Annotated in this window: 19 protein-coding genes and 3 pseudogenes; 15 read left to right on the forward strand and 7 right to left on the reverse strand. The window is 63.5% G+C overall.

Going from position 1 to position 19,877, the window contains the following annotated elements; all coding sequences use genetic code 11:
• The first annotated feature begins 82 nt into the window (after positions 1-82).
• A complete protein-coding gene (locus M1P90_RS24600) occupies positions 83-1,153 on the forward strand; it encodes a HEAT repeat domain-containing protein (RefSeq protein ID WP_483698171.1) in 1,071 nt (356 codons plus the stop codon).
• A 69-nt stretch (positions 1,154-1,222) separates the two neighbouring features.
• Here the strand turns inward: M1P90_RS24600 and M1P90_RS24605 are convergent, their stop codons facing one another.
• Positions 1,223-2,146: an ABC transporter permease gene (locus M1P90_RS24605; RefSeq protein ID WP_483698173.1), complete on the reverse strand. Its 924-nt coding sequence runs from the start codon at positions 2,144-2,146 to the stop codon at positions 1,223-1,225.
• A gap of 393 nt (positions 2,147-2,539) precedes the next feature.
• Here M1P90_RS24605 and M1P90_RS24610 point away from each other — a divergent pair, with 393 nt between their 5' ends.
• The 6 genes from M1P90_RS24610 to M1P90_RS24635 all read left to right on the forward strand — a co-directional run bounded on the left by M1P90_RS24610 (position 2,540) and on the right by M1P90_RS24635 (position 7,891).
• On the forward strand, positions 2,540-3,316 hold the full coding sequence (locus tag M1P90_RS24610) for a TerC family protein (RefSeq protein WP_483698174.1): 777 nt from the start codon (positions 2,540-2,542) through the stop codon (positions 3,314-3,316).
• Positions 3,317-3,507: 191 nt separating this feature from the next.
• Positions 3,508-3,696 (forward strand): hypothetical protein, encoded by a 189-nt coding sequence (locus tag M1P90_RS24615; RefSeq protein ID WP_483698175.1) that lies wholly within the window; start codon positions 3,508-3,510, stop codon positions 3,694-3,696.
• A gap of 247 nt (positions 3,697-3,943) precedes the next feature.
• The gene (locus M1P90_RS24620; protein WP_483698176.1) at positions 3,944-4,726 is read left to right on the forward strand and encodes an SDR family oxidoreductase; all 783 of its coding nucleotides are present in this window, start codon (positions 3,944-3,946) and stop codon (positions 4,724-4,726) included.
• A 15-nt stretch (positions 4,727-4,741) separates the two neighbouring features.
• A complete protein-coding gene (locus M1P90_RS24625; protein WP_483698177.1) occupies positions 4,742-5,632 on the forward strand; it encodes an SRPBCC family protein in 891 nt (296 codons plus the stop codon).
• The gene (locus M1P90_RS24630) at positions 5,629-6,798 is read left to right on the forward strand and encodes a zinc-dependent alcohol dehydrogenase (protein WP_483698179.1); all 1,170 of its coding nucleotides are present in this window, start codon (positions 5,629-5,631) and stop codon (positions 6,796-6,798) included. Before M1P90_RS24625 ends, M1P90_RS24630 begins: the two co-directional genes overlap by 4 nt.
• 49 nt (positions 6,799-6,847) lie before the next feature.
• The gene (locus M1P90_RS24635; protein ID WP_483698180.1) at positions 6,848-7,891 is read left to right on the forward strand and encodes an SDR family NAD(P)-dependent oxidoreductase; all 1,044 of its coding nucleotides are present in this window, start codon (positions 6,848-6,850) and stop codon (positions 7,889-7,891) included.
• A gap of 291 nt (positions 7,892-8,182) precedes the next feature.
• Here the strand turns inward: M1P90_RS24635 and M1P90_RS24640 are convergent, their stop codons facing one another.
• Together M1P90_RS24640 and M1P90_RS24645 are read right to left on the reverse strand one after the other, a co-directional pair.
• Positions 8,183-8,851 carry an adenylate kinase gene (locus M1P90_RS24640; RefSeq protein ID WP_483698181.1) on the reverse strand — a complete coding sequence of 223 codons (669 nt, stop codon included), beginning with the start codon at positions 8,849-8,851 and terminating at the stop codon, positions 8,183-8,185.
• A 424-nt stretch (positions 8,852-9,275) separates the two neighbouring features.
• Positions 9,276-10,973, reverse strand: a complete 1,698-nt coding sequence (locus M1P90_RS24645) for an IlvD/Edd family dehydratase (RefSeq protein WP_483698182.1) — start codon at positions 10,971-10,973, stop codon at positions 9,276-9,278.
• 90 nt (positions 10,974-11,063) lie between these two features.
• Here M1P90_RS24645 and M1P90_RS24650 point away from each other — a divergent pair, with 90 nt between their 5' ends.
• Both M1P90_RS24650 and M1P90_RS24655 read left to right on the forward strand, forming a co-directional pair.
• Positions 11,064-11,300, forward strand: coding sequence for a hypothetical protein (locus M1P90_RS24650; RefSeq protein ID WP_483698183.1), 237 nt, complete (start codon positions 11,064-11,066; stop codon positions 11,298-11,300).
• Complete coding sequence (locus tag M1P90_RS24655; RefSeq protein ID WP_483698184.1) at positions 11,290-11,646, forward strand: type II toxin-antitoxin system PemK/MazF family toxin; 357 nt, start codon at positions 11,290-11,292, stop codon at positions 11,644-11,646. Before M1P90_RS24650 ends, M1P90_RS24655 begins: the two co-directional genes overlap by 11 nt.
• Positions 11,647-11,652: 6 nt before the next feature.
• Here the strand turns inward: M1P90_RS24655 and M1P90_RS24660 are convergent, their stop codons facing one another.
• The 3 genes and pseudogenes from M1P90_RS24660 to M1P90_RS24670 form a co-directional block, all read right to left on the reverse strand.
• The gene (locus M1P90_RS24660; protein ID WP_483698185.1) at positions 11,653-11,913 is read right to left on the reverse strand and encodes an aldehyde dehydrogenase family protein; all 261 of its coding nucleotides are present in this window, start codon (positions 11,911-11,913) and stop codon (positions 11,653-11,655) included.
• A 19-nt stretch (positions 11,914-11,932) separates the two neighbouring features.
• A pseudogene (locus tag M1P90_RS24665) lies at positions 11,933-12,166 on the reverse strand (aldehyde dehydrogenase family protein); the annotation flags it as partial.
• A complete protein-coding gene (locus tag M1P90_RS24670) occupies positions 12,163-13,824 on the reverse strand; it encodes a GH39 family glycosyl hydrolase (protein WP_483698186.1) in 1,662 nt (553 codons plus the stop codon). The gene M1P90_RS24670 and the pseudogene M1P90_RS24665, both read right to left, overlap by 4 nt.
• A 345-nt stretch (positions 13,825-14,169) precedes the next feature.
• Here M1P90_RS24670 and M1P90_RS24675 point away from each other — a divergent pair, with 345 nt between their 5' ends.
• The 6 genes and pseudogenes from M1P90_RS24675 to M1P90_RS24700 all read left to right on the forward strand — a co-directional run bounded on the left by M1P90_RS24675 (position 14,170) and on the right by M1P90_RS24700 (position 18,373).
• Positions 14,170-16,311 (forward strand): molybdopterin-containing oxidoreductase family protein, encoded by a 2,142-nt coding sequence (locus M1P90_RS24675; RefSeq protein ID WP_483698187.1) that lies wholly within the window; start codon positions 14,170-14,172, stop codon positions 16,309-16,311.
• A gap of 162 nt (positions 16,312-16,473) precedes the next feature.
• A pseudogene (locus M1P90_RS24680) lies at positions 16,474-16,677 on the forward strand (ribosomal protein L7/L12); the annotation flags it as partial.
• A 12-nt stretch (positions 16,678-16,689) separates the two neighbouring features.
• Positions 16,690-16,860, forward strand: a pseudogene (locus M1P90_RS24685) (ribosomal protein L7/L12); the annotation flags it as partial.
• A gap of 66 nt (positions 16,861-16,926) precedes the next feature.
• Positions 16,927-17,055, forward strand: coding sequence for a ribosomal protein L7/L12 (locus M1P90_RS24690; protein WP_483704686.1), 129 nt, complete (start codon positions 16,927-16,929; stop codon positions 17,053-17,055).
• Positions 17,024-17,527: a GNAT family N-acetyltransferase gene (locus M1P90_RS24695; protein WP_483698188.1), complete on the forward strand. Its 504-nt coding sequence runs from the start codon at positions 17,024-17,026 to the stop codon at positions 17,525-17,527. Before M1P90_RS24690 ends, M1P90_RS24695 begins: the two co-directional genes overlap by 32 nt.
• A gap of 150 nt (positions 17,528-17,677) precedes the next feature.
• A complete protein-coding gene (locus M1P90_RS24700; protein WP_483698189.1) occupies positions 17,678-18,373 on the forward strand; it encodes a 2-phosphosulfolactate phosphatase in 696 nt (231 codons plus the stop codon).
• A 339-nt stretch (positions 18,374-18,712) separates the two neighbouring features.
• Here M1P90_RS24700 and M1P90_RS24705 read toward each other — a convergent pair whose 3' ends face one another.
• The gene (locus tag M1P90_RS24705) at positions 18,713-19,363 is read right to left on the reverse strand and encodes an HAD family hydrolase (RefSeq protein WP_483698191.1); all 651 of its coding nucleotides are present in this window, start codon (positions 19,361-19,363) and stop codon (positions 18,713-18,715) included.
• Between the last annotated feature and the right edge of the window lie 514 nt (positions 19,364-19,877).

Below are 19,877 nucleotides of genomic sequence, written 5' to 3' on the forward strand. Positions count from 1 at the left end.
CTTGGCACTACGTGCTATAATTTTCGGAAGGGAAGAACGCTCGCACGCGCTGTGCCACCCACTATTCCCGCTGGAAAAGGCGATGTTTGATCAAGCCACCTGGCGACGGCAGATTGCCGACCAACTGAATGGTTTTGCGCGCAACCCCCGGCAGGAAATGCAGCTTGCCGGCGCGCCGACCTTGCTTGCCTACCTGGTGGCCCGCACGCTCGCGCCTTTTCTCGAAGCCTTCCAGCACGAGCCCATCGCCGCAGTGCTCACGCTCGCCGCGATCAGCCACACCCCCGGCGCCGACCAGATTGTGCAGCGCGCCACCCGCCTGCGCTACCAGTCGGCTGCGCAGGTCGACCGCGAGCTGCGCGCCAGCCGCGAGCTGCGCATCACCGTCGAGCAACTGCTGCTGGAGCTGCAAACCATTGCGCTGGTGCGGCAGCGCCTGAACGGCAGCCGCGAAGAATGGGTGCGCATCACGCTCGACCGCGACCTTGAGTTTTTCGCCAGCGAGTTTGCCCAGCTGCGCCGCGCCCTGAGCGACCCAGGCTGGCAAACGCGCTCGGATGCACTGCGCGCACTGCGCAGCCGCAAAGGGCGCTACACCCCCGCCGACCTGGTGCTCATCCACGATGGCCTGACCGACAGTGCCGCGCATGTGCGCGCCGCCGCCGCCCGCATGCTTGGCCTGATCGCCGAGCCGCCCGGCGCGCTGCTGCAAAAAACGCTGGTGCGCGTGGCCCTGAACGACTCCGATGCCGAAACACGCGTTGCGGCTGCCCGCGCAACCGGCATGCTGCGCGAACACCTGACCTCGCCGCAACTGCTCGACCAGATTTCGGGCTGTATGTTTAGCGACGACAGTTTTGTGCGCTCGGCGGCTGCCCTGGTGCTGGGCGAACTGGGCGACATGGTCAGCGCGCCGATGCTGATCAAAAATCTTGCCTGCCTGCTTGGCGACTCCGACGCCTATGCGCGCGAAGCCGCCGCCCGGGCGCTTGGGCGCATTGGCCTTGCCGCCGCCACGCCCGACGTGCTTGAGGCGCTCACCCGCGCCGTTGAGGACGACGAGGTGACGGTGCACGAGGCCGCCAGCGATGCGCTCAACCGATTGCGCGAAGTGCGGCCTGTGCAGGTGCTGGCGGTGGGCGCGCAGCGTTAGCGCACCCAAACAGAAAACAAAAAGGACGAAGGCACGCGCCTTCGTCCTTCCGTTTTGGCCAGTATGCCGCTACTCGGCCTCTGCACGCCGTTTCGGCTCACGCGGGCGGCGCGGCCCTTCGGGCGTTGGGCGCAGCATCCGCATCGTCAGCAGCACCAGCACTGTGCTGCACAGCAGCGCCAGCAAAATGTAGACGATCCACGGGCTGGGCACCAGAATGCCGCCCGCTGCATCGGGGCCAAGCGGCACGCGTGTGTAGAATGCGCTTTCGCCGCCGCTGATCTGTAACTCGGTCATTTGCAGCGCGATAAACGGGTGTACATACAGAAACGCGCCTGCTGCGAACTTAAACACGAGTGAGTTGATCCATTCGGGCGAAAGCTCGCGCCCAAAGATTAGCGTGAACATCAGCGCAATAAAGGGAATGCCAAGCAGCATCAGGATGACGCTGCCGAGCGCAAGGCTGTTTGCGCCAAGCGTGGTGCGCAGCGCCGCCGACCAGAACACGCCAATCGAGGCATAGAAGAATGCCGTTGTGACCAGGCCGGCCAGCGCGATCAGCACTTCCGTCAGGCTCACGCCACCAAACAGAAAGGCCAGGCTCATCATTGGCACGATTGCGAGGATGAGCAGCAGCGCGAACGACAGCGCCGCCGCGAGCTTGCCCCACACAATCTGCCAGGGCGAAAGCAGCGAGGCGATCAGCAGATCGTACGATTGGCGCTCGCGCTCGCCGGCGATGCTGCCCGCAGTGAGCGCCGGGGTGATGATGCAGACCTCAATCAGCGCGACTGCGGCGATGAGCAGAAACAGGCTTTTGCCAATTGTGCGCCCACTGTTCAGGTCGGAAGCCGACACATCGGCAATGGCGGCGTAAAACAGCAGCGACACGCCGCTCAGGATCAGCAGGTAGATGGTGAGCAGCACAAAGGCGCGTGCCCCGCGCATGCGGCCACGCAGCTCTTTCACAAGCACCGGGTTGAACTCGGCCATGGCTTGAACTTTCGTGTGCGGCTAGCGGGACGAATGCCCGGCAGCGCGAGCGGCGCGTGATGGGTGTGCACCCATTATAGCAGAGGCCGCAATCTGCTACTGGCGCGCTCATTTGCCGGTATCGCACAGGTAAAAAGAGCGATTCACAGGGCCACGGGCCTGCTGGCGCCTGAACCACACGTTTTGAATAGGGCTATAATAGGCACCAGAACACAGGCATAGACTTTGCTTGCTGTAATAGAGTCGTAAGCCGTGTGGCGAGCATTGCCCTGGCTTCGCGCTACAATATGCGGAGCGGGCCGCGTTGCAGCGGCGTTGGGAGTAATCGGGCGCGCTGCCCTATCGGTATGTCGGCCAGCACCTGCGCCGGCCTTCCCGGAAGCGAGGACCAATGTGGACTTTGGCATAATTACGATCATTGCACAGCTCGTGTTTCTTGAGTGTATTCTTTCTATCGATAATGCTGCGGTGATTGGCGCCATGGTGACGCGCCTGCCGAAAGATCTGCCTACCCCCTGGCCGGCTGCCCTCAAGCCCGTCATGAGCCGTTTCGACCGTATTCTCGGCTCGCAGCGCGAGGCGGCGCTGAAAGTGGGGTTGTTTGGTGCCTATGCCGGGCGCATCCTGATGCTGGCGCTGGCAAGCATTATCATTCGCAACCCGTGGATGCAAATTCTCGGCGCGCTCTACCTGATCTACCTCGCGGTGAAGCATTTCATCGACCGGCTGCAGCACCACCAGCAGCAGCGCGCCAACCCCGAAAACCCGCCCGCGCCCAAGGCCAGCAAGGGCTTCTGGAGTGTTGTGCTCACCATCGAGCTGGCCGATCTGGCGTTTAGCCTCGACAATGTGGTGGCGGCGGTGTCACTTTCCGAGCGCCTGTGGGTCGTAATCGCTGGCGTGGCAATTGGCATTGTCGTTATTCGCTTTGCAGCAACGCTCTTCACCCGCCTGATTTCCTGGGAGCCGGCGCTTGAGCATGCCGCCTACCTGCTGCTGGTGGCAATTGGCGGCGAGCTGATCTTGCAGGAAGTCACCGGCGTCGAGATCAACGACCTGGTGAAGTTTGCCATTTCAGTGTCCATTCTGGTGCTCACGGTGGTGGTGGCGCGGCTGTATGCCTGGGCCACTGCGGCGCGCTCGGCCGAAATGAAGGGTGACGCCAGCTAGGCTTTTTGCTGCGAACGGAACATACAGCCCGGGGTGCGTGCATCCCGGGCTTTCTGCTGCCCGGAATATTTGTGGCAAGCAATTTGCTTTGACACTCGGTAGTAAAGCTGTGGTCGTTCGTCACACTCGCTCGGTGCCCCGTTCTGGCCCGCGCAGCATTCTCGCCCACGGCCTGAAAAACGAGTACGGCTATGCAAACACAAGAGTATAACGAGCAGGGCTGCCCGCTGCGCAACCAGCAAGGCAGCGACGGTGTGAAGGATTTTGCCGCCATTCTGGCCCGCCTGGCCCCCGAGCAGTACGCCGCCTTCCAGGCCGAGCGCACCGCCCGCCAGAACGAGCTGAACCAGTATGTTGCGCGTTACGGCTACCGAACATAGCGCGAAACCATCCACAGATTTCACAGATTGTCGTATTACTTTTCAAACCCTCATCTGTGCAATCTGCGTAATCTGTGGATTGTCCAGGTTCCCTATGTTTATTAAGGTCACAGGAATAAAGCAATATTTCCGGGCAATGGCGCCATCACGCGGTGGCGTCTTTATTTTCCCAGTCTGCGCGTTCTTTCTTGGTGCGCCAACGGCACATTCCGTGCTAGGAGTTGCGCGAGAAGAGAGGAGAAATTCCATGCAACTGGAGAATAAAGTCGCCCTTATTACTGGCGCGGGCTCGGGCATTGGCAAGGCCGCCGCGCTTGCCCTGGCCAAGGCTGGCGCGCGTGTCGCCGCGCTGGGCCGCACCCCCGACGAGCTGCAAAAAACCGTCGATGCGATCAAGCGGGCTGGCGGCGAGGCAATGGTCGTGCAAGCCGATGTTTCCAGGCCCGCCGATATGGAGCGCGCGGCGGCCGAAGTAATCGAAGCGTGGGATCGCATTGACATCGTGTTTGCGAACGCCGGCATCAATGGCGTGTGGGCACCGATCGAGGAGCTGACGCCTGAAGAATGGCAGAAAACCATTGACATCAACCTGACCGGCACCTTTCTGACGATCAAATATACTGCGCCCTATCTGAAGCGGCGTGGCGGCTCAGTGATCGTGACTGCGTCGGTGAACGGCACGCGCATTTTCAGCAACACCGGCGCGACTGCCTATTCTTCCACCAAGGCCGCGCAGGTGGCGATGACCAAAATGCTCGCGCTTGAGCTGGCCCCGCAAAAAGTGCGCGTGAATGTGATCTGCCCGGGCGCGATCGAAACTGAGATCGACGACAACACCGAGCAGCGCGATCTCGACAAAGTCCGCATCCCGGCCGAGTTTCCCGAAGGCTCGCAGCCGCTCACCGGTGGCAAGCCCGGCACCGCCGCGCAAGTGGCCGACCTGGTGCTGTTCCTGGCCTCCGACGCGGCCAGCCATATCACCGGCACCGAAATCTGGATCGACGGCGCGGAGTCGCTGCTGCGCGGCTAGAAAGGAGCGATTGCTATGAAACGACCATATTATGCAACCTCAAACGCTGTGCGCAATGTTGGCTTTTACGAGCGGCTGGCGGGCGTGATCGCCGGCCCCTGGCTGCTGCTGGGCGGCATGCGCAACCGCTCGTTTGGCGGGCTGGGCATGGTGCTGCTGGGCGGCACGCTGCTGTATCGCGGCGCCACTGCCCACTGCCCGGTTTACTACCAGCTGGGCCTGAGCAGCGCCAACCCGCAGCGCGGCCCGATCCGCGTGCAGAAGAGCATCGGCATCGCGCGCCCGCCCGCAGAGGTGTATGCCTTCTTCCGCAACTTCGAAAACCTGCCGCGCTTCATGAAGCACCTGCAGGAAGTGCGCGAAAACGACAAGCGCTTTTCGCACTGGGTGGCGAATGGCCCGGCTGGCACACACGTTGAGTGGGATGCCGAGCTGACGCAGGACCAGCCGGCCCAACTGCTGAGCTGGCGCTCGCTGCCGGGCGCGCAGGTGACGAACAGCGGCACGGTGCGCTTCGAGGAAGCGCCCGCCGAGCGCGGCACGATTGTGCATGTCGAGCTGAGCTACGACCCGCCGGCTGGCCCACTCGGCGCGGCAGTGGCGGCGCTGTTTGGCGAGGCACCCGGCCAGCAGATCGAAGGCGACCTGCGGCGGCTGCGCAATATTGTGGAAGCGGGCGAGATCCCGACTACGGCCGGCCAGCCGAACGGCCAGCGCTCGCTGCTTGGCGCGCTGCTGGAGCCTTCACCCGCGCCCGGCCAGCCCGCCCCAGCCGAGGCCAGCAGCGCCACGCAATCCATCGTCGACGAAGCCTTGGACGAGTCGTTCCCGGCGAGCGACGCGCCCGGCTGGATCGGCGGCACGACCGAAGACGAAAACGAGATCGGCGCGAAGGAGCAGGTATGAAAGCCTTATGCTGGCACGGCAAGTATGATGTGCGCGTCGAAACCGTGCCCGATCCCATCATCCTGAACCCGCGCGACGCGATTATCAAAGTCACCAGCACTGCGATCTGCGGCTCGGATCTGCACCTGTACGACGGCTATATTCCGACCATGGAGTCTGGCGATATCCTCGGCCACGAGTTTATGGGCGAGGTGGTTGAGCTGGGCAGCGAGGTGCGCAACCTTGCGATTGGCGATCGCGTGGTAGTGCCATTTACCATCGCCTGTGGCAACTGCTTCTTCTGCAAGAACCAGATGTGGTCGCTGTGCGACAACTCAAACCCGAACGCCTGGATGCTCGAAAAGCTGTATGGCGCGTCGGCCTCGGGCTTGTTTGGCTACTCGCACATGATGGGCGGCTACGCTGGCGGGCAGGCCGAGTATGTGCGCGTGCCCTATGCCGACGTTGGGCCGATCAAAATACCCGAAGGTCTGGACGACGAGCGGGTGCTGTTTCTTTCCGACATCTTCCCAACGGGCTATATGGCTGCCGAAAACTGCAACATCCAGCGCGGCGACACCGTAGCCGTGTGGGGTTGCGGGCCGGTCGGCCAGTTCGCTATTCGTAGCGCATTGCTGCTTGGTGCCGAGCGCGTGATTGCCATCGACGAAGTGCCCGAGCGCCTGGCGCTGGCGCAAAAAGGCGGCGAGGTCGAAACAATTGATTTCGCGAAAGAATCGACGCTTGAGCGCCTGAAGGAAATGACCGGCGGGCGCGGCCCCGACGCCGTGATCGACGCGGTCGGGCTGGAAGCGCACGGCACCAGCATCGACGCCATGTATGATCGCGTGAAGGCGGCGGCGTGGATGGCGACCGACCGGCCGCACGCGCTGCGCGAGGCGATCATGGCCTGCCGCAAGGGCGGCACCGTCTCGATCCCGGGCGTGTATGGCGGCTTTCTCGACAAAGTGCCGCTCGGCGCGGCCTTCAGCAAAGGGCTGACCTTCAAGATGGGCCAGACCCATGTGCATAAATACCTGCCCAAACTGCTCGATCACATCCAGCGCGGCGATATCGACCCATCGTTTGTGATCACGCACCGCCTGCGGCTCGACGACGCGGCCAAGGGCTATGATGTGTTCAGCCACAAGGACGACGGCTGCATCAAGGTTGTGCTGAAGCCATAGCATGGCCCAATACTTGCTTTCTCGCCTGCATATTGTAAGGAGAAACGCAATGAAATTCCTGACGAAACTTGCACTGTTGGCCGCCGCCGGGGCGGGCGTGGCGGTTGTGCGCCGGCGCCTGAACCCGCCGCTGCCATACGATTTTCGCGGCAAGTCGGTGCTGATCACCGGCGGATCGCGTGGGCTGGGCCTGGTGCTGGCGCGCGAATTTGCCGCCGAGGGCGCGCTGCTCACCCTGGTGGCGCGCGACAGCGAGGAGCTTGAGCAGGCCCGCCAGGAGCTGGCTGCCAGCGGCGCAGACGTGCTGGCCTTCACCTGCGATGTGCGCGACGAGCGCGAAGCCGCGAACGCGATCGAGCGGGCGGTGGCGCGCTATGGCGGCATCGACGTGCTGGTAAACAACGCTGGCGTGATTCAGGCCGGCCCGGTCGAGCATATGCAGACCACCGACTTCGAGGATGCGCTGGCGACGCATATGTGGGGGCCGCTCTACACCATGCGCGCCGCCGCACCGCACATGCGCCGGCAGGGCCAGGGCCGCATCGTGAACATTTCGTCGATTGGCGGCAAGGTAGCGGTGCCGCACCTGGTGCCCTACACCACCAGCAAGTTTGCGCTGGCCGGCCTTTCCGACGGCATGCGCGCCGAGCTGGCGAAGGACGGCATTAGCGTCACCACGGTGTTCCCCGGCCTGATGCGCACCGGCTCGCATTTCAATGCGATGTTCAAGGGCCAGCATGGCAAGGAGTTCACATGGTTCTCGATTATCGACGCGCTGCCCGTTAGCTCAACCGATGCGCAGACGGCCGCGCGCCAGATTGTTGAGGCCGCGCGTGCAGGTTCGCCGCAGCTGGTGATTTCGTTCCAGGCCAAGGCGCTGGCGGCCTTGCAGGCGCTGTTCCCGCACGCAATGTCGGGCGCGCTCAAGGCAATCAACTGGTTCCTGCCCGCGCCCACCGACGACTTCAGCGGCGATTTTAATCGCACCGGCTGGGAAAGCCAGACGCCGCTCGCGCCTTCGGTGCTGACGCAACTGGCCGACCGGGCGACCGAGGACAATAATGGCATGCACGGCCAGCCGGCTGTGAGCTAATCGACCCTTTTCACTGCGCGGGCGTGGCAGGTGCTGCGCCCGCGTTTTTGCTTTGCTGTAAAATTCACCACGGAGGCACGGAGGGTTGAGTTGCAGGTTTGAATGTTGCAAGTTTGCAAGTTCGCAGATTGTTGGCCCAATCCCAAAACCCCAGACCCCAAACCCTTGTGCGGTTCCTGGCCCTGCCCACACAAAAGGCGGGCGCCGCGCAGGCACCCGCCTTTTTATAATGACGCGCGGGAAAACCGGGTGGATGGAGGCCCCAACCCGGTGCCGCGTCGATTCTCACGCCTATGCAGCGCGCTCCAGCGTTTGCAGCACACCTAAGGATTCGAGCATCGCCTCGGTGACATGGTCAATCGGGCGCAGGCCGTCGAGTTCGACCAGCTTGCCCAGGCTGCGGTAGTAGCTGATCAGCGGGCGAGTCTGCGCAAAATACACTTCCAGGCGGTGGCGCGCAGTTTCCAGATTGTCGTCGCTGCGCTGATACAGCGCGTCGCCGCAGGCGTCGCAAATGCCATTGCGCTTGGAAGGAAAGAAGTAAATATTGTGGATCGCGCCGCAGGTGGCGCACATCTGGCGGCCAGCCATGCGCTTCAGCAGCACGTCGCCGGGCACATTCAGAAACAGCACCGTGTCGATCTGGCGGCCATGTTCGCGCAGCGCGGTGTCGAGGGCGGCCGCCTGCGCCTCAGTGCGCGGGAAACCGTCGAACAGCACGCCATCGGCGCAATCGTCGCACGTCACCCGCTCGATGATCATGCGGATCACCAGCTCGTCGGGCACCAGTTCGCCGCGGCTCATATAGCCCTGCGCCTGCTTGCCGAGCGGTGTGCCTTCCTTGATCGCCGCACGAAACAGGTCGCCGCTGGCGATATGCTTTACCCCAACGTGATGCTCAATGGCGAGTGCTTGCGTCCCTTTGCCGGCTCCGGGTGGTCCGAGAAGAATAATATCCATCGCTTCACCTCATGAGTCGCCGTCGACGCAAAATGCGCCGCCTGGCTAACCGTAAACGCCCTTGTTCCGATCAGCGCGAATAACACAAACCAATAGCGTGCCTGTGATGGCTCTAGTGTCGCTGCAAATAGTTACAAATCAGTTATTGGCTTTGTGGTGGCCTGGTTTCCTAGACGCGCCACCTGCTGCAAGAAGCGGGCCATTAAATGCGGGGCAGCAGAAAGAGGAAAAGAAGGGTGCGGCAGGCGCAACCTGAAAGTGTTTTCGCCCAGTGGGGTGATGAGAGGATGAACCACTAAGGCACTGAGGACACTGGGGAAGGAAAGCAACTCTAAAAATCTCTGTGCCCTCTGTGTCTCTGTGGTGCCATTTTCTGGCCGGTTTCAACCTCCGTGCCTCCGTGTCTCCCCGGTTCAAACTCCTGTCAGCGCAACGACGGATGGCGCAGGAAGTCGAAATCCGCGCCCAGATTCGCCTGCTGTGTGTGCTGCTGATATAGCAGCTCGTATCCGCGCGCGGGCGGCGCAGGTCGCGGCGGCAGTTCGGCGCGGCGGCGCTCCAGTTCGCGGTCATCGACCAGCAGATTCAGTTCGCGCCGGTCGACGCTCAACTCGATCTGGTCGCCGTCGCGCACCAGCGCCAGGTTTCCGCCCGCTGCCGCTTCCGGCGTGACGTGGAGCACAATCGTGCCGAAGGCGGTGCCGCTCATGCGCGCGTCGGAAATGCGCACCATGTCCTTGACGCCGGCCAGCTTTTTCGGGATGGGGAGATAGCCCGCTTCGGGCATGCCGGGCGCGCCAAGCGGGCCAGCGTTTTGCAGCACCAGAAAGTCGTCAGGCGTCACGTCGAGTTCGGGGCTGTCGATGCGCGCCGCGAGGTCGTCGAGCGAGGTGAACACCACCGCGCGCCCGGTGCGATTGAGCAGCGCGGGCGTCGCCGCCGAGCGCTTGATCACCGCGCCGTCGGGACACAGGTTGCCCCGTAGCGCCAGCAGCGCGCCCTGCGGCTGCAACGGCTCGGCGAAGGGCCGCACGACGCGCTGCCAGTGCGGAAACGTGTGCGGCACGTCCAAGACCTCGCGCCACCTCTGGCCCGTCACGGTGCGCTCGTCGAGGTTCAGCACACCCTTCAGTTCCTGCATCAGCACGGGCATGCCGCCAGCGCGGTAGAAATCTTCCATGTAGCCTTCGCCGGTCGGTTTGAGGTCGATCAGCACCGGCGTGGTTTCGGCCAGCTCGTTCAGGCGCTCTAGATCGAGCTTGATGCCGACGCGCCCGGCAATCGCCGTCAGGTGAATTACGGCGTTGGTCGAGCCGCCGACTGCCTGAAGGACGCGCAGGGCGTTGTCGAACGCGCCGGGTGTGAGAATCTGATCGGGCGTCAGCCGCGACTCGGCCAGGCGGCAGGCATGCTTGCCCGCCTCCTCGGCGTGGCGCATCCGGTCGGCGTACACGGCGGGGATCGCCGCGCCGCCGGGCAGCGTCATCCCCAGCGCCTCGGTGATGCACGCCATGGTGCTGGCGGTGCCCATCACGCCGCAGGTGCCCGGCGTCGGGGCGAGGCGACCCTCGACATCGCCGATCTGCGCGCGGTCGATCTCGCTGCGTCGGTACATCGCCCAGTAGCGTCGGCAGTCGGTGCACGCGCCGATGCGCTCACCCTGGTACTGGTTCGCCAGCATCGGCCCCGCGATTACGGCGATGGCAGGCACGCCCGCGCTGGCCGCGCCCATCAGCAGCGCGGGGAGCGTTTTGTCGCAGCCGCCGGTCAGCACCACCGCGTCGAGCGGCTGGGCGCGCAGCATCGTTTCGACGTCCAGCGCCATCAGGTTGCGATAGAGCATACTGGTGGGCGACAGGAATACTTCGCCAAGCGAAATCGTCGGGAACTCCAGCGGCAGCCCGCCAGCCTGCCACACGCCGCGTTTCACCGCATCGACGACCTGCGGAAGCTGGCGGTGGCAGTTGTTCAGCTCGCTGTAGGTGTTCAGAATGCCGATCACCGGCTTGCCGAGCGCCTCGTCGCTGAAGCCCATCGCCTTGGCGAAGGAGCGCCGCAGGTACAGCGCGAACTCGCTGTCGCCGTATTCGGTCAGGCTGTTGGCTAGTCCTTTGGGGCTCATTGTGCTGCTTTCTGTTGCGGCTCAGGTCGTGTGGTATACTTCAGTTGCACTGACTCTCGTATGGTCAGAAATAGCGGAATGGAGCGGGATATGGCTGTATCGACGCTCGAACGAATTGAGACTGATATCGCGCAATTGTCCTTCGCCGATCAGCTTTTGCTGATGGAGCGACTGGCCCAGCGCATTCGTAAGCAGGCTTCGCCTTTGCCAATATCTGATCTCGATCTCGCCGAAATGGCTGTGGATCCAGCGATTCAGCAGGAAATTCAGCAGATCGAAGCGGAGTTTGCTGTCGCCGATATGGATGGACTTGAGCGTGAGCAATGACGTTCCACAGCGCGGCGACATTTTCTTTGTCGATCTGAATCCCGTTCAAGGCCACGAGCAAGCTGGTCAGCGCCCTGTACTCGTGCTCTCGATTGACGCGATTAACCGCCTCCCGCTCGTGGTCACGGTCGTTGTCGGCACCAAGGGCGCAAATGTTCCGCGCGATTATCCCACCAATGTTCGTGTATCTCCAGCGGAAAGTGGTCTGACGCTCGAAAGCGTCTTTTTGTGCTTCCAGATTCGCTCAATCGATGCCAAACGTTTCCCTGCCCGACGAGCAGGAGCGCTTAACGCGCCAGCAATGGAGCGAGTCGAGGCAGCGGTGCGCTACTGCCTCGGCCTCTAAAAAGCCTCAAATCCCGATCGACACGAACTTCGTCTCCAGGTATTCCGCCAGCCCTTCCTGCGAGTTTTCGCGCCCAAAGCCACTCTGTTTCATACCGCCGAACGGCCCCTCCGCAGTCGCCGGCGTCAGGTCGTTCACGCCGACGATGCCGAAGCGCAAGCCCTCGGCGGCGCGGATGAGCGCGGACATGTCGCGGCCCAGCACGTAGCCAGCCAGGCCATAGGGCGTGCCGTTGGCTTGCTCCAGCGCGTCTTCCAGCGATTCCACGTTCGCGCACGAGCATGACCGGGCCGAACACTTCTTCGCGCATTGCACGCATATCGTCGTGCAGATTGTACAGCAGTGTGGGCTGAAGGAAAAAGCCTGCCCGATCCACGCGCCCGCCGCCGCACACCACCCGTGCGCCCTGCGCCGTCGCGTCAGCCACAAATTCCTCGACACGCTCGCGTCCGGCGCCCGTGATCATCGGGCCAGTCGTCACGCCGGATTCGCGCCGGTCGATATACATGCGAGTGTTCATACCGTTTCCTCGATTGCAGTGAATGTCAGCAGCGAAATGCCATGCACCGGGATGGTGAATGTGAGCCGCAGCGTACCGTCGGCGGTTTCGACTGCGCGCGGCGCTTCCAGCAACTCCAGCCCGTCGCGCGCTTTGATCGCGGCGCGCTGGCCGGGCGCAGGGTAGTTCGGTTTGTCCTGGCGCACCCACTCGGCGTAGGCGTTGCTGTGCTCGGCGTCCACGCGCTGGTGCGTGACTTTCACAGTCTTGCCCGCGAACGGCAGCCCGGCGACTTCCAGTTCGACCGTGTATTCCTCGCGCATGTCCCAGTCGTCGTGGTGGTTGTAGACGAGCACGTCGAGTTTTTTACTGCCGTTTAGCGCCGCAAATCCGGCGATGTCGGGCTTCTCGCCGCGCCCGTTGTGGTCGGCGTAGTCGAGCGGGTTTTTCGCCTCGGAACTTTCGAACGCGACCTGCTGCGTGCCAATCTGCGCGTACATGCGGAACAGGTTCATGATCGCCTTGTCGATGCCCTGCGTCGAGAACACGCGCGTACCCTCGAAGCACCGCTCGCCGACGAACATAAACGCCCATGTCAGCAGCCGCAGATCCCAATTGTTCTGCTTGGCGAAGCGGTTCACCTTGTCGAACGCGGCGGCGGTGAAGCTGGCGTAATACTCGGTGTTGCGGAAATTCAGGTTGGCGTTGTCGTGCGCGCCGCCCGCTGCCCAGCCGTCGGGGTCGATCTCCGACAGAATGCATTCCAGCCCCTGAAACTGCGGGTATTTGCTGATGATCTCGTAGCCGTTTTTGGTGTCGCGCAGCACCTGCTTGACCGACGGCGGATTTTGTTTGCGGTGGCGCGGGTCGGCGCGGTATCCTCCCCCCTTGACGTGAAAGGTGATGAAGTCGAGCGGCGCGCCGGTTTCGCCGGTGTACTCGTTCGTGCCGTTCGCGCAGTGCTCCAAGAAGCCTTCGAGGTAGGCGGCGGCGTGGCTGTCGGGGCGCGGGTTGGTGGTGGCCGGGCCGCCCACGCGCGCGGTTGGGCTGGCGGCGCGCACGGCGGCGGCGGTGTAGTCGTACAGTTTGTTGAACTCTTCCGGCGTGCCGCGCCAGTAGCTGATGTCCGGCTCGTTCCACAGCTCCCAGTACCACGAATTAATCTCGTCCTCGCCGTAGCGCTCTTTGGAATGCTGCACCAGCGCGTACACCAGGTTGTACCACTTCTGGTAATCCTTCGGCGGCACGGCCCAGCCGGTCGCGCGATACTGCGCCCCGTTCCAGGCATCTGCGCCGATGTCGTAATGCGCGGGGTCGGCCAGATCCTGCGGCATGAAGCCCAGTTCGACGAAGGGCTTGCACTTATACTTCAGAATCGTGTCGAACACCTGATCGACGATCGTCCAGTCGTAGATCGGCGTGCCGTCGTCGTCCTCAAGATAGGCGTTGGTCGAACCCCACTTGTAGAAGCCGTGGCCGTTGCCGGTGCAGAACAGGTGGTGCGGGCGCACAAAATACGGCTTTTCCTGCATCGCCATAAACTTCGCCAGCAGCTCCTCGCCTTCGGGCGTGGTGGTGTAGTTGATCTCGTCGTAGCCGATGTAGTTCCAGCTGTGGGCCAGTTCGCCCTGCCATGCGCTTGCGTCGACACGCACCTGCGCGGTTCGTGGGGAAGACATACATTTGCTCCTTTTGGGATGACGAACGACGACCGAATATTTCACCACAGAGACACGGAGGCACGGAGGATTTACGATTGCCGATTTACGATTTACGATTGGCGATTGGGATAAACGCTCATCTTGTCATCTTGTCGCCCTTCACCCCTTCACCTTGCCACCCTTCACCCTTTGCGTTCTTCGCGCGCTTTGCGGTTTAAGCTGCCAACTGCCGCCTGCTCAACTCACCCTTTCACCCTTTGCGGTTCAAGCTCCCGCCGCCCGCACCATAGAAGATGTTCGCGGAATTGTCAAAAGGCGCTATTCGATCTATGCTACTTTTAATTGTGCCAGACGGAGAGCGCCATGACTACCGAACCGATCACGCTTGTGCGCGGGGCCTGCCCGCACGACTGCCCCGATACCTGCGCGACAATCACCGAAGTGCAAGCCGGCCGCGCCGTGCGCTTTCGCGCCGACCCGGCCCACCCGGTGACGCAGGGCTGGCTGTGCGCCAAGGTGCGCCCCTACCTCGGCCGCGTTTATGCGCCCGACCGGCTGCTCTACCCGCTGCGGCGCGCTGGCCCCAAGGGCAGCGACCAGTGGGAGCGCATCGGCTGGGATGCGGCGATTGCCGAAATTGCGGCGCGCTGGCAGGGCATCGTTGCCGAATATGGCGCGGCCGCGATTCTGCCCTATTCCTACAGCGGCACGCTCGGCCTGCTCCAGCTTGGCATCTGCAATGCGCGCCTGTGGAACCGCATGGGCGCGAGCGACCTCGACCGGGCGATCTGCGGGGCCGCTGCCGAGCTGGCGGTGGAATCGACGCTTGGCGCGCGCATGGCGCCCGACCCGGCCGACGTGCTGGCGAGCGAATTGGTGCTGATCTGGGGCCACAACCCGGCCAGCACCGGCCCGCACTTCATGCCGCTGCTGCGCCAGGCCCAGAAGCGCGGCGCGCATGTGGTGGTGATCGACCCGCGCCGCACGCTGACGGCCCGCAGCGCCGACGAGCATATTCGCCCGCGTCCCGCCACCGATGGCGCGCTTGCGCTCGGCCTGATCCACGTCATTTTTGCCGAAAACCTGCACGCCGAAGCCTGGCTCGAAGCGCATAGCCTCGGCTGGCGCGAGCTGCGCGAGCGCGCCGCCGAGTTCCCGCCCGAGCGCGTGGCCGCGATCACGGGCGTGCCGGCCGAAACAATTGTCGCGCTGGCGCGGCGCTACGCCACGGCGCGGCCGGCGCTGCTGAAAACTGCCGACGGCATCCAGCGCCACGGCAATGGCGGGCAAACCTTCCGCGCCCTGTGCTGCCTGCCCGCCGTTGCCGGCCACTACGGCGTGCGCGGCGGCGGGCTGGCTTACAGCACCAGCGGCTATGTGCGCTGGGATGCCGAGGCGGTGGGCCACGCGAGCGAGTGCCCGCCCGTTCCGCGCACGATCAACATGAACCGCCTGGGCGCGGCGCTGGCGGGCGAGGCCGCTGACCCGCCAATCAAGGCGCTGTATGTCTTCGCCGCCAACCCGGTCACGTCCTCGCCCAACGCCGGCCTGATCGTGCAGGGCTTGCAGCGCGACGACCTGTTTACCGTGGTGCACGAGCAGTTCATGACCGACACGGCGCGCTATGCCGACATTGTGCTGCCCGCCACCACCCAGCTTGAGCATATCGACCTGCACAAGGCCTACGGCCATCGCAACCTGCAGTTCAACCAGCCCGCGATTGCGCCGCTGGGCGAAGCCCGCAGCAACTGGGATGTTATGCGCGCGCTGGCCCGCGCAATGGGCTACGCCGAGCCGTGGCTGCACGAATCGGCCGAGGACGCGCTTCGCGGCGTGATCGACGCCACGCGGGCGACGAACCCGCGCCTGGCGGGCGTGACGCTGGAGCGCCTGCAGGCCGAGGGAACCGTGCCGCTCAGCTTTGCCGAGCACGAGCGCGTGCCCTTCGCCGATGGGCACTTCCCCACGCCCTCCGGCAAGGTCGAGCTGCGCTGCGACGCCATGCGCGCCCACGGCCTCGACCCGCTGCCCGATTTCGCGCTGCCGGAGGAGCTGGCTAGTAAGGGCGAAGCATCGCCCACGACTACAAGCCGGCTACCGCTCGCCGCAGGCGATGCTTCGCCTTTGTTGACGCTGATATCCGGCGCGTCGCACCACTACGTTTCCAGCAGCTTCGCCAACCAGCCCGGCCTGATGGCCAAAGAAGGCACGCCCTTTGTCGAGATCAACCCGGCCGACGCGGACGCGCGCGGCATTGCCGACGGCGACACGGTGCGCGTTGCCAGCGCGCGCGGCTGGTGCGATCTGCGCGCCGTTGTCACCGACGACGTGCCGCCCGGCGTGGCGGTTGCGCCGAAGGGGCCGTGGGCTAGTCGCTCGCCCGGTGGCCGCAACATCAACTGGACCACGCCCGACGCGCTGGGCGATATGGCCGGGCAAAGCACTTTCCACAGCAACATGGTGGAGATTCGGCGCGCGGATTATAGCCAGGAGCAAAACGCTTGAGCCACAGAGCGTACAGAGGCGACTGAGGATGAGAGTCAAAAACTCGGAGTTCTCGGTGTCCTCTGTGGCCCAACACTGGCGGTTGAAGGAGGGCGTATGGACATAACCACCTGGCTGCTGGTCATTGCGGGTGCGCTGCTCGTGCTGGCGTTTGCCGTGCTGATGCTGCGGCGCGCCTGGGGCAATTCCGACGACGTTGGGCGGCTGCGGCTCGACATTCCGCCGCCCGCCGTGGTGCGCAGCGTGCGCCCGCTGCCCGAAAGTGAGCGCCCGGCAATCGTGGCGCTGCTGGCGCGTGGCAGCAAGCTCGAAGCGATCAAGCGGGTGCGTGAGCTGACCGGGCTGGGCCTGAAAGAAGCCAAAGACATGGTCGAAGCGTGGGATGTTGGCGGCGCAATGCCTGCCCAGCCCGCCGCCACGCCAGCCACCCCGCGTGGCGACATGGCCGAGGCGCGCGCGCTGGCGCAGGCCGGCAATAAGATCGCGGCGATCAAGCGGGTGCGTGAGCTGACTGGGCTGGGCCTGAAAGAAGCCAAAGACATGGTCGAAGCCTGGGATGTTGGCGGCGCAATGCCTGCCCAGCCCGCCGCCACGCCAGCCACCCCGCGTGGCGACATGGCCGAGGTGCGCGCAATCTTGTTCGGCGGCAACAAAATCGCCGCGATCAAGCGCTATCGCGAGATCACCGGCGCAGGGTTAAAAGAAGCCAAAGATGCAGTCGAGCGCATGGAGCAGGGCAATTAACCCTGCCGCAATCATTCGCCCCGCCGCCGATGCCGACGCGCCTGCCCTGAGCGTGCTGGCTCTGCGCTCCAAGGCGTTCTGGGGCTACGACCACGCCTTCATGCGCGCCTGCATTCCCGAAATGGCGATCACCCCGGCCGACCTGGCGCGCTGCCCGACTTTTGTGCTGGCTGCGGGCGCGGTGCTGCTGGGCTTCGCCACATTAGCCCATCACAGCGGCGCGCGCATCACCCTCGACGCGCTGTTTGTCGCGCCCGAGGCGATTGGCAGCGGCGCGGGCCGGCGCTTGTTCGAGCACGCCGCCGCGCAGGCGCGGGCGCTGGGCGCGCACACCATGCACATCCCCGCCGACCCCAACGCCGAGCCGTTCTACCTGCATATGGGCGCGCGGCGCACTGGCGCAACGCCGTCGGGGAGCATCGCCGGGCGCATGCTGCCGCTGCTGGAATATGATCTTGCAGCATCAGAATGATGAATAATCCACAGATTACGCAGATTTCGCAGAGAGCCTGAATATCATTTCGTTTCAAACAATAATCAAGGTTTTATTCATCCTGATGACCTTGGTGTCTTGGTGCCTTGGTGGTAAACGTTCTCAAATGCCTGAAAGTAAGGAAATTCTATGACGATACAATTTGCCCGCGCCGACAACGACACCTGCGGCGACGCAACCGGCGCGGTGGTCGTGATCGACGTGATTCGCGCGTTTACCACGGCGGCATTTGCCTTTGCCGCTGGCGCATCCGAGATCCTGCTGGTCAGCACAGTGGAAGAAGCGCTGGCGCTGCGCGATCGTTTCCCCGGCAGCTATGTGATGGGCGAAGTCGATGGCCTGCCCGTCAGGGGCTTTGATTTCAGCAACTCGCCCGGCGATCTGTTTGGGCGCGATTTCAGGGGCGCGCGCTTTATCCAGCGCACCAGCGCGGGCACGCAGGGCGTGGTGCGCAGCATTGGCGCGGCCCCGCTGCTAGCCAGCAGCTTTGTGGTGGCTGGCGCGACGGCGCGCTATGTGCGGCAGCTCGCGCCCGAGTGCGTGACTTTTGTGGTCACTGGCATCTACCCGCCCGAGCGCGACGGCGACGAGGATGCCGCCTGCGCAGATTACCTGGCCGCGCTGCTGGCCGGCGACGCGCCCGACCCGACGCCCTTTCTCCAGCGCGTGCGCAACTCCGCGCCCGGCCTGATTTTCGCCGACCCGGCCCACCCCGAGTTCCCCGCCATCGACCTCGGCTACGCCACCGACCTCGACCGCTTCGATTTTGCGATGCTGGTCGAGCGGCGCGATGGCTTGCTGGTGATGCGCCCGGTGCATGTTTGAACCGCAAAGAGCGCAAAGGACGCAAATGGGTGAGCGGGCGAGTTTGCAGGTTGCAAGTTTCGAAAGTTGAATGTTGAGTGTTGAGTTACGAAGGCATTATTACTCTGGAAAATACGTTATTTCATACAACGGGCAAGCTTCCAGGAAGCTCATCTGGTTATCAGGTTGAAAGAAAACTGGCTTGAGCTTCCTGGAAGCTGAGAGCAGGGAAATTTATTTTCCAGAGTACTCAACACGCAGCCCAATCGCAAATCGTAAATTCGTAATCCTCTGCGCCCTTAGCGCTCTTTGCGGTAAATTATTCGTCCGTCGTCCGTCAGTCGTTGTAACCTGCAACCTTCAAACTTTCAAACCTGCAATGGCATCGGGCAGCTCGGCCAGCGTCTCGATGCGAAGGTGCGCCCGCGCCGCCCCCGGCAGATTGGCGTGGAGCACGCCCCACGGCCCGCGCCGCAGGAACACCGCCGTCATGCCCGCGTCGGCGGCTGGCACAATGTCATTGTCCACCCGGTCGCCCACATAGGCGATGGCTGCGGGGGACACCCCGGCCAGCGCCACCACGCGCGCAAAAAACTCCGCCGCGGGCTTTTCCACGCCCCACCCCGCCGACGACGCGATGAACTCGACCGGCAGCGCCATTGCCCGCAGCGCAGCTTCGGCGGCCTCGGGCTGATTGCCGGCCAGGCCAATGCGGTAGCCGCGCCGCCGCAGCTCGTGGAGGCATGGCAGCGCGTCGGGGTAGAAATCGCGCGCATCGAAGACATCGGCCTGGCCGGCGGCGGTGCGTGCTGCCCGCTCGCGCTCCATGTCGATGCCCAGGCGCAGCAGCTCAAACACGCGGCGGTGATGCTCGCCACGCGCGATCACGCCGCCAAGCGCGCCAAAGAAGGTCAACCGCGGAATGGCTAACCAGTCGGCCCAGCCGCCCCACTGGCGCGTCTCGTCCACCAGCGTCTCGCCCACGTCGAAGAAAATTGTGTTGATATGCATGGCGGAATTATACGAGCTTCCCCGATTACCGACTACTGACCACCGACGACAGGAAATTCACCACGGAGACACAGAGGCACGGAGAATTTGAGTTGCAGGTTGAATGTTCGCAAGTTGCAGGTTATCCCCACGACGGACGAATGCCGATTTTATTCACCGCGAAGGGCGCGGAGGACGCTGAGAAGGTTTGCGTGTTTGAAGGTTGCGAGTTCCACGCTCCCACGCTGAAGACTACTGCTGACTGCCTACTGGCTACTGTCACCTTGTCATCTTGTCATCTTGTCACCCGCTGCCGATTGTTTGATTTTGGTTCTCGGTTCTGCGGTTCTGCGGTTCTCGGTTCTCGGTTCTGCGGTTCTCGGTTCTCGGTTCTGCGGTTCTGCGGTTCTGCGGTTCTCGGTTCTGCGCCCGCTTTGTCCCAATTGGCCCGCTACAAGCAGCAGTATTGTCACTGTATGCACCTGCTTGTTCATGCTATACTCGCGCCCATTGTTCTTGCACCATGCGTCGCATC

The sequence above is a fragment of the Kouleothrix sp. 19917 genome, from assembly GCF_057073505.1.

What these genes read in the sequence shown, in the direction of transcription:
- M1P90_RS24630 (WP_483698179.1), top strand. Translation starts at nt 5,629, where the DNA reads ATGAAAGCCTTATGCTGGCACGGCAAGTATGATGTGCGCGTCGAAACC.
- M1P90_RS24625 (WP_483698177.1), top strand. Translation starts at nt 4,742, where the DNA reads ATGAAACGACCATATTATGCAACCTCAAACGCTGTGCGCAATGTTGGC.
- M1P90_RS24650 (WP_483698183.1), top strand. Translation starts at nt 11,064, where the DNA reads ATGGCTGTATCGACGCTCGAACGAATTGAGACTGATATCGCGCAATTG.
- M1P90_RS24600 (WP_483698171.1), top strand. Translation starts at nt 83, where the DNA reads ATGTTTGATCAAGCCACCTGGCGACGGCAGATTGCCGACCAACTGAAT.
- M1P90_RS24705 (WP_483698191.1), bottom strand. Translation starts at nt 19,363, where the DNA reads ATGCATATCAACACAATTTTCTTCGACGTGGGCGAGACGCTGGTGGAC.
- M1P90_RS24635 (WP_483698180.1), top strand. Translation starts at nt 6,848, where the DNA reads ATGAAATTCCTGACGAAACTTGCACTGTTGGCCGCCGCCGGGGCGGGC.
- M1P90_RS24645 (WP_483698182.1), bottom strand. Translation starts at nt 10,973, where the DNA reads ATGAGCCCCAAAGGACTAGCCAACAGCCTGACCGAATACGGCGACAGC.
- M1P90_RS24605 (WP_483698173.1), bottom strand. Translation starts at nt 2,146, where the DNA reads ATGGCCGAGTTCAACCCGGTGCTTGTGAAAGAGCTGCGTGGCCGCATG.
- M1P90_RS24615 (WP_483698175.1), top strand. Translation starts at nt 3,508, where the DNA reads ATGCAAACACAAGAGTATAACGAGCAGGGCTGCCCGCTGCGCAACCAG.
- M1P90_RS24700 (WP_483698189.1), top strand. Translation starts at nt 17,678, where the DNA reads ATGACGATACAATTTGCCCGCGCCGACAACGACACCTGCGGCGACGCA.
- M1P90_RS24670 (WP_483698186.1), bottom strand. Translation starts at nt 13,824, where the DNA reads ATGTCTTCCCCACGAACCGCGCAGGTGCGTGTCGACGCAAGCGCATGG.
- M1P90_RS24640 (WP_483698181.1), bottom strand. Translation starts at nt 8,851, where the DNA reads ATGGATATTATTCTTCTCGGACCACCCGGAGCCGGCAAAGGGACGCAA.
- M1P90_RS24695 (WP_483698188.1), top strand. Translation starts at nt 17,024, where the DNA reads ATGCAGTCGAGCGCATGGAGCAGGGCAATTAACCCTGCCGCAATCATT.
- M1P90_RS24620 (WP_483698176.1), top strand. Translation starts at nt 3,944, where the DNA reads ATGCAACTGGAGAATAAAGTCGCCCTTATTACTGGCGCGGGCTCGGGC.
- M1P90_RS24675 (WP_483698187.1), top strand. Translation starts at nt 14,170, where the DNA reads ATGACTACCGAACCGATCACGCTTGTGCGCGGGGCCTGCCCGCACGAC.
- M1P90_RS24690 (WP_483704686.1), top strand. Translation starts at nt 16,927, where the DNA reads ATGGCCGAGGTGCGCGCAATCTTGTTCGGCGGCAACAAAATCGCCGCG.